This is a genomic window from Brevundimonas sp. Leaf363 (genome assembly GCF_001424025.1).
Classification (GTDB): domain Bacteria; phylum Pseudomonadota; class Alphaproteobacteria; order Caulobacterales; family Caulobacteraceae; genus Brevundimonas.
The window spans coordinates 323,721-330,951 of sequence record NZ_LMPZ01000004.1; the positions used below are offsets into that span (position 1 = coordinate 323,721).

General features: G+C 68.8%; 9 protein-coding genes. 8 read left to right on the forward strand and 1 reads right to left on the reverse strand.

What is annotated here, in order from left to right:
- The first annotated feature begins 69 nt into the window (after positions 1–69).
- Entirely contained in the window at positions 70–894 is an 825-nt protein-coding gene (map, locus tag ASG17_RS14065; protein ID WP_056105035.1) for a type I methionyl aminopeptidase, read from the forward strand.
- A gap of 132 nt (positions 895–1,026) precedes the next feature.
- Here map and ASG17_RS14070 read toward each other — a convergent pair whose 3' ends face one another.
- Complete coding sequence (locus ASG17_RS14070; protein ID WP_082496300.1) at positions 1,027–2,895, reverse strand: S8 family serine peptidase; 1,869 nt, start codon at positions 2,893–2,895, stop codon at positions 1,027–1,029.
- A gap of 129 nt (positions 2,896–3,024) precedes the next feature.
- Here ASG17_RS14070 and radC point away from each other — a divergent pair, with 129 nt between their 5' ends.
- The 7 genes from radC to ASG17_RS15855 all read left to right on the forward strand — a co-directional run bounded on the left by radC (position 3,025) and on the right by ASG17_RS15855 (position 7,076).
- Positions 3,025–3,777, forward strand: a complete 753-nt coding sequence (gene radC, locus ASG17_RS14075; RefSeq protein WP_056105039.1) for a DNA repair protein RadC — start codon at positions 3,025–3,027, stop codon at positions 3,775–3,777.
- Complete coding sequence (locus tag ASG17_RS14080) at positions 3,774–4,097, forward strand: hypothetical protein (RefSeq protein WP_056105041.1); 324 nt, start codon at positions 3,774–3,776, stop codon at positions 4,095–4,097. The genes radC and ASG17_RS14080 overlap by 4 nt, the downstream gene beginning before the upstream one ends.
- A 65-nt stretch (positions 4,098–4,162) precedes the next feature.
- The gene (locus ASG17_RS14085) at positions 4,163–4,423 is read left to right on the forward strand and encodes a BolA family protein (RefSeq protein ID WP_056105043.1); all 261 of its coding nucleotides are present in this window, start codon (positions 4,163–4,165) and stop codon (positions 4,421–4,423) included.
- 4 nt (positions 4,424–4,427) lie between these two features.
- The gene (locus ASG17_RS14090) at positions 4,428–5,345 is read left to right on the forward strand and encodes an aldo/keto reductase (protein ID WP_056105045.1); all 918 of its coding nucleotides are present in this window, start codon (positions 4,428–4,430) and stop codon (positions 5,343–5,345) included.
- Between the two features lie 76 nt (positions 5,346–5,421).
- The gene (locus ASG17_RS14095) at positions 5,422–6,219 is read left to right on the forward strand and encodes a hypothetical protein (RefSeq protein WP_056105046.1); all 798 of its coding nucleotides are present in this window, start codon (positions 5,422–5,424) and stop codon (positions 6,217–6,219) included.
- Positions 6,220–6,423: 204 nt separating this feature from the next.
- The gene (locus tag ASG17_RS14100) at positions 6,424–6,630 is read left to right on the forward strand and encodes a ParD-like family protein (protein ID WP_056105048.1); all 207 of its coding nucleotides are present in this window, start codon (positions 6,424–6,426) and stop codon (positions 6,628–6,630) included.
- A 197-nt stretch (positions 6,631–6,827) separates the two neighbouring features.
- Positions 6,828–7,076, forward strand: a complete 249-nt coding sequence (locus ASG17_RS15855; RefSeq protein WP_235560472.1) for a hypothetical protein — start codon at positions 6,828–6,830, stop codon at positions 7,074–7,076.
- Positions 7,077–7,231: the final 155 nt, after the last annotated feature.

Below are 7,231 nucleotides of genomic sequence, written 5' to 3' on the forward strand. Positions count from 1 at the left end.
CTCCCGCCCGTTGCGGTCCTGTGCTAGGATCGCCACCTAATCCGCCTTCAGCCCACAGCCCTGCAGCCCATGTACGAAACCCCCGACACCGACACCGACGTCTTCGTTCGCTCCAGCAGCATCCGCATCCACGAGGATCCGGCGGCGTTCGAGTGCATGCGCAAGGCCGGGCGTCTGGTGGCCGAGGCGCTGGACATGATCGCCGCGCATGTGAAGCCGGGCGTCACCACCGAACACATCGACAATCTGATCCGCGAGTTCACCCTGGACCGCGGCGGCCTGCCCGCCTGCCTGGGCTACAAGGGCTACGAGAAGACGGTCTGCACCTCGATCAACCATGTCGTCTGCCACGGCATTCCGGGCGACCGGGTGCTGAAGGACGGCGACATCGTCAACATCGACCACACCGTCATCGTCGACGGCTGGCATGGCGATAGCAGCCGGATGTACGGCGTCGGCGACGTCAATCCGCGCGCCCGCAAACTGGTCGACGTGACCTATGAGGCGCTGCGCCTGGGCCTGGAGCAGGTGAAGCCGGGCAACACCTTCGGCGACATCGGCTACGCCATCCAGCGCTATGTCGAGGCCCAGCGCATGAGCGTGGTGCGCGACTTCTGCGGCCACGGCATCGGCCGCATCTTCCACGACACGCCCAACGTCCTGCACTATGGCCGCAAGGGCGACGGCGCGGTGCTGAAGCCCGGCATGTTCTTCACCGTCGAGCCGATGGTGAACCTGGGCAAGCCGCACGTGAAGGTGCTCAGCGACGGCTGGACCGCCGTGACCCGCGACAAGTCCCTGTCGGCCCAGTGCGAGCATTCGGTGGGCGTGACCGAGGACGGCGTGGAGATCTTCACCGCCTCGCCCGCGAACCTGTTCAAGCCGCCGTTCTAGATATCGTTCTCCGCCTCCTGGGCGGAGACAGCGAGCGCAGCGAGCAGAGGCGGGCAAGTCCCGGACTCGACCTTTCGGGCCCGCCTCTGGCCGCAAGAGCGGCCTGTCTCCGCCCAGGGGGCGGAGAGCGGGTTAGCGCCGCGCTCTCGCCCACGCCACCGCATGCGCCGGATGGATCACCGGCAGGTCTCCGCCTTCGCCGGGCTGCGCGGTCTCCAGCAGACCCTGGATCACTTGCTCCGGCGTCAGGCCCGGCGCCACCGCCAGCATCTGGGCCGCCACGCGCGCCGTCATGGGCGAGGCGAAGGAGGTGCCGGAGCGGCGCATCACCTGTCCGCCGGGGCTGCGGACGATGTTGCCCTCGGCCAGCGCATAGAGGCGCACCCGCGCGCCATAGGTGGTGAAGGCTGTCGGGCGTCCCGACGTGCCCGTGCCGCCGACGACCAGGATGTTGGGCCGATCCAGCGTCTGGGGCGCCGCGTCCTGGACTTCCTCCGGCTGATCGCTGTTGCCCGCGCCGACGACGAACAGGATGTCCGGGCAGTCGCGGATGACGCCGTCGATGGCCGCCCGCATCACCGCCGCCATGGCCGCGCCGCGCGTCGCCGCGCGTTCGGGGTCGGTCTCCTGCCCCGCGCGCAGCAGGCCCTCGGCCCAGCCGTCGGCGTTCGAGACCCAGCTCATGTTGACGATCCGCACGCCCGCGCCGCGCAGCCGGGCGCCGCCGGCCGGCAGGGCGTCGGCCCACCGCTGGATATCAGCCTCCACGAAAACCTGCGGATCCGGATAGTCGCCGTACGGATATAGGTTGAAGGCGTACAGCCGCACGAACGGCGCCGGGTCGGCGATCAGGCTGGCCACCCAGGTGGCGTGGGACGCGCCGTTCCATTCGCTGGAGACGCGGATGTCGGCCAGCTGTTCCTCCAGCCCGGCGCTGCGCGACCGCTCGGCGACGAAGCGGGCCTCGGGCGTGTCGTCGCCGTAGGCCAGGTCGGACAGCCCCTTCTCGATGGCGATCTGCAGACCCAGCCGGGCGGCCAGCTCGGGCGACGGCGGCGGCAGACGCTGCTGGGTCGGACGGACCATGGCGTCGAAGGTCGGGCCGAAGGCGTCGTCGATCACCCCGTTGCCGTCGTTGTCCACGCCGTCCAGTGGCTCGGCGGGATCGACGGCCAGCTGGCCCGGAAACAGGTTGGGATCGAAGCCGGATTCCCAGACGGCCACCGTCACAGGCAGGGCGCCTGCCATCGCCTCTGCCGTCACCTCGCGTGCGGGCCAGATGTCGACCGGCCGGTGCGCCGGGTCGTCGATCCAGGCCTTCAGCGCAGCCGCCATCTCCGTGCGGCAGGGCGGCACGCCATTCCCCTCGGCGCGCATGTTCGCCAGCGACATGGCGGCCAGCACATTGATCGATCCCTGGGCCTGAGCCTGCGGATCGACCACCAGGGCGGCGGAGGCGGCGTGGAACGCCGGGCTGACGCTCTGCACCACGCCATAGCGGCCGACCACCTCGTCCCGCACGGTCAGGGGATCGGCCGCCGCCAACGTCCGGGTGATCTGTGCGGCGGCGGCGGCGCAGCGGCCGTCAGGCCCCGCGGCCTCGCCGGCGGCCAGACCAGCCGCCAGGGCCTCACGCACCATCGACCCGATCTGGCGCAGCTGTGGCTTCGCTTCCGCCGCCCTCTGGGCCTGGATCAGGCTCATCGCGTCGGCGGGCCGGTGCTGAAGGATGGCGATGGCCGTCAGCCCATAGCGCAGCCGCTGGGCGATGGCCGGGTCGCGGATGTCATAGTCGGTCAGCAGCCGCTCGGCTTCGGCGCGGTAGGCGGGCAAGGCCTCCAGAAAGGCCGGCGTGTTCAGGGTCTGGCTGGGCAGCACGGCGGCGGGAAAGCGCACAGGCGGCAGATCGGCCTCGGACGAAATCACCGGCCGACCGCTCTGCGCAGTCGCCGCACTCGCCAAGACGCCCCACAACGCCGCCGCCATCGCCGCTGTTCGCATCACCGATCCCCCATTCTACGGCAGGTGATCGCGCCTCGCCCAAGTTGTCAAACGCCGTTCGCGCACCGCAATGCCCGGTTGAGCTGCACCCGGGACCGTTGCAAGGTGGCGCTTCGGAGGGACGCCCACATGACCGAGCAAACCGCCCTGTCGGCTGAACCGGTCGAGCCCGCGAAGAAGGCCTCGCCGCGCCACGCCGGGCACCGCGACCGGTTGCGCGAGCGGGCGGCGGCGGGCGGGCTGCTGGCCCTGCCGGACTATGAACTGCTGGAGCTGCTGCTGTTCCGGTCGATCCCGTACAAGGACACCAAGCCGCTGGCCAAGGACCTGCTGGCGCGCTTCGGCGGGCTGGAGGGGCTGGGGGCCGCCAGCCACGAGGCGCTGGAGGACACGGTCGCGGCCGGGCTGAGCTATGCGCGCGGCAAGGCGACCCGCGCCATCGCCCTGGACCTGCAGCTGATCTTCGACGTCGCGCGCCGGGTGGCGAAACAGCCGACCGAGAAGCGCCAGGTCATCTCGTCCTGGACGGCGCTGGTCGCCTATGTCCGCGTCGCCCTGCAGCATGAGCCGCGCGAGCAGTTCCGCGTTCTCTATCTGGACCGGAAGAATCAGCTGATCCTCGACGAAATCCAGAACCGCGGCACCATCGACCACGCCCCCGTCTATCCGCGCGAGATCGTGCGCCGGGCGCTGGAGCTGTCGGCCAGTTCGGTCATCCTGGTGCACAACCACCCCTCGGGCGACCCGACGCCGTCGCGCGCCGATGTCGAGATGACCCGCCAGGTCGTGGAGGCGGGACGGCCGCTGAGCGTCACCGTCCACGACCATCTGGTGGTCGGGCGGGACGGGGTGGCCAGCTTCAAGCAGCTGGGCTTGATGTGACGGGTCGCCCCAGGCTGCTGGCCCTGGCGGGCTTTGGGCTGGTCGCGATCTGGACCGGTTGGCGGCTGATCCGCATCATCGACCAGATCAGCACCAGCCTGTTCTATATGAGCGCCGCCGGCAGGACGGACGCCATCGTCTCGGCGATGGTGGTTTCGGCGTTTCTGGCCGGCGTGGCCACGCTCCTGGCGCTGTGGGTGGCCTGGCGGGGCCTGAAGACTGGCCGGGGCGGCCGGCTGGTCGCGGGATTGGCCGGAGCGGTGCTGCTGCCGCTGCTGCACGAGCAGGTCGTCGTCTTCTTGAGCCGCCTGGCGATCTAGGCCGTAGCCGCCCATTAAGGTTTACGCGTCATGCTCTGCGCCCGAACCATGAGGGCCGCCTCGCCATGCCCATGACCATCGACGCGCTGCACAGCGAGCTGGCCGAAGCCTTTCCGGACGCCGAGATCGTCATCGACGACCTGGCGGGGGACGGCGACCATTACCGCGCACGCATCGTCTCCAGCGCCTTCGCCGGTTTGAGCCGCGTCAGGCAGCACCAGCTGGTCTATGCGGCGCTGAAGGGAAAGATGGGCGGCGAACTGCACGCCCTGGCCCTGGAGACCGTCACGCCCTCACCGGCGCCCGGCGCGGTTCAGGGAGGCTGAGGCCATGCGTTATCGTCCGTTCGGGCGCACCGGCGCCTCGGTCTCCAACCTGACCCTGTCCGTGGGGACCGAAGCCTTGTCGCGCGGCCCCGGCGCGGCGCGAGAGCTGATCTTCACGGCGCTGGAGGCCGGGGTGAACTGCTACCGGTTGGAAAGCGCCGATCCGGTGCTGGCCGAGGTGGTCGGCGACGCCCTGTCGAACCTGGACCGCAAGCTGGTCAGCGTCGGCATCACCCTGGGCGCCGGCGACGGCCGCCGCGGTCCGGCGCGCGACTTCTCGGCCGAGGGCATGACCGGTTCGATCGACCGGGTGCTGCACGTCTCGGGGCTGGGCTGGATCGACTTCGCCCTGCTGGACGAGCCGGGCGAGCATGAGCTGCCGCAGTCGTCGTTGAATGCGCTGAAGGCCCTGCGCGCCACCGAGCGGGTGCGCCTGCTGGGCGTGTCGGGCGACGGCGAGGTGATGGACGCCTATGTCTCGACCGGCGCCTTCGACATCCTGGCCACGCCCTACAATCTGAACTCCAGCTGGCAGGTGCGGCACCGCATCCGCGCGGCGCGCGAGCAGGACATGGCCGTCTTCGCCTACGACTATTTCCCGCAGAGCCTGTCGACCGCCAAGAAGGCCGACACCGCCGGCCAGCCCAAGAAGGGCCTGTTCGGTTTCGGCGGACCCAGGAAGTCGAACAATCTGCTGGCCGGCGCCGGGACCTACGCCTTCCTGCACCGGACCCAGGGGTGGTCCGGCGAGGCCATCTGCCTGGCCTACACCCTGACGGATCCGGCCATCTCCAGCGTGCTGGTCAACGCCGACCAGGCCGACCAGCTGCTGGCCCTCGCCGCCGTGCCCGAACGCGACATGCCGCCGGGCCTGGCCGCCCAGATCGAGATGGCGCGCGTGGGCACGGGGCAGGCGGCTTAGCGCCTGAGCGCCGTCAGCGGCGCCTGTCCCGCTGTCAAACAGCCGAAAATTGAATAATCTGGGCTGGGGGTGATCCATGTCCGAGCCTGAGGTCGACGAGCGCCGAGAGCGGCGGGTCTTTTGGCGCCTGAGCCGCCAGCGCCTGGTCGAGATGGCGGTGGTCGTGTTCGGCGTGCTGATCGCCCTCGCCTTTGACAACCTGGTCGAGGAAATCCGGCTGCGAGGCGACGCTCACGACCTCGAAGTGGCGTTCCGGGACGACATCCTGAACGCCGTCCGCAACAGCTGGGAGCGACAGGTGATCGCGCCTTGCCTGACCCAGAAGCTGTCGGTTCTGACAGCACAGGTGATGACGCCTGAAGGGGCGTGGGACGCGGCTCCGGCCGTCTCGACCGGAGGCCTGGCGGTCGCCCTGCCCCAGCCCTATCGGGCCCCGAGCCGGCGCTGGAGTACGGCGTCGTTCGATCGCGCCCTCGGCAGCGAGGCGTTCAAGCGGATTCCTCGCGACCGCGCCGAGACCTACGCAGAGCTGTTCGCCCAGATCGATGCGCGCCGCGAGAATAATGCGGACGAGTACGCCGCCGTCTCCAGCTTGGCGCCTCTGGCGTTCCCGCAGACCGGGGTCGATGCGGCGGTGCGGGTCGGCCTGCTGCAGAACCTGTCGATGGTGGATCGACACCGGGTGCTGGCCTTCGTTCAGTCCGAGCAGATCATCGAGAGGGCTCTGTCCATGCGGGGCATCGCCGACATTCGCGCGACGATCCTCGAAGGCCGGCCCAACTACGACAGGCTCATTTCCCAGACCCGGGCCAGCTATGGCGACTGCATCGACGCCAGGGCGACGGACCGGCTGATGAGCGCCGCCGGGGCCTGATGAGGCGTGGATCAGGCGGGCCGGTTCGCCGTGGCTGAACGCATGCCGACTGACGCGGCCGCCGCACGAACAACGTCCGTTACCGACCAGATAGGGGGACCGCGCGCGTTGTGCCCGGACCGCATTGGGCGCCCAGACCTGACGATCGGATTTGACATGGCAATATACGGATCATAAACGGTTCGTATATTCGAAGGAGACGTGATGGGCCTCGTGAAGATCGACGATCAGCTGCATGAAGACGTTCGGCGCGCCAGCTCCGTCATGTGCCGGTCCATCAATGCGCAGGCGGAATTCTGGATAAAGATCGGAAGGTTGGCTGAAGCAAACCCCACCCTGACCTTTAACGACATTGTCAGGACGCAAATCGAAGCAGCGGACGATCGGCATGTCCCAGCAGCCGCAGCTTGAGGGATCACAGGGTCGACATTCCGTCAGCGCCGAGCACGGCGTTCCGCGACCAGATTGACGAGTTTTTCGCTCGCTACATCGATGCGTTCGCTCGTAACGACGCCGAAGCGTTGAGCGAGATGTGGGCCCCCGTCGGGTTGTTCCCCTCGCCGTCCGGAAACTTCGCCATGCCTCGGGATGCGTTTCGCGAACACTGCGTGACGCTGATCGACTTCTATCGGCAACAGGGCGTCGTCCGGCCCGTCGGTGAAGTTCTGACGGCGGACGAACTGTTTCCCGACGTCGCCCAGGCGCGGATCGCCTATCGGATGCTGGGCCGGGAAGACCAGCTGATTGCCGAGTGGGAGCATGTCTATATCCTCCGCAGAGGAGAAGCCTGGCAGGTGTCGCTGACGATCGCGGACGGCGAGATGGCGGCCTGGACTGCCTTGGGCGTTGGTCTCTGACTCGGACTCGAGGAGGCTAGCGGACAGCGCTTTCCGCCCCTGGGCGACTGTCGGCTCCCGACCCAAAGCGGACATCAGGTGATGGCGATCACGCTTGGCGGCAGATCAGGTCCAGCTTTGCTGCCAGTACCAGTGATAAGGTGGTCCAGTGACGG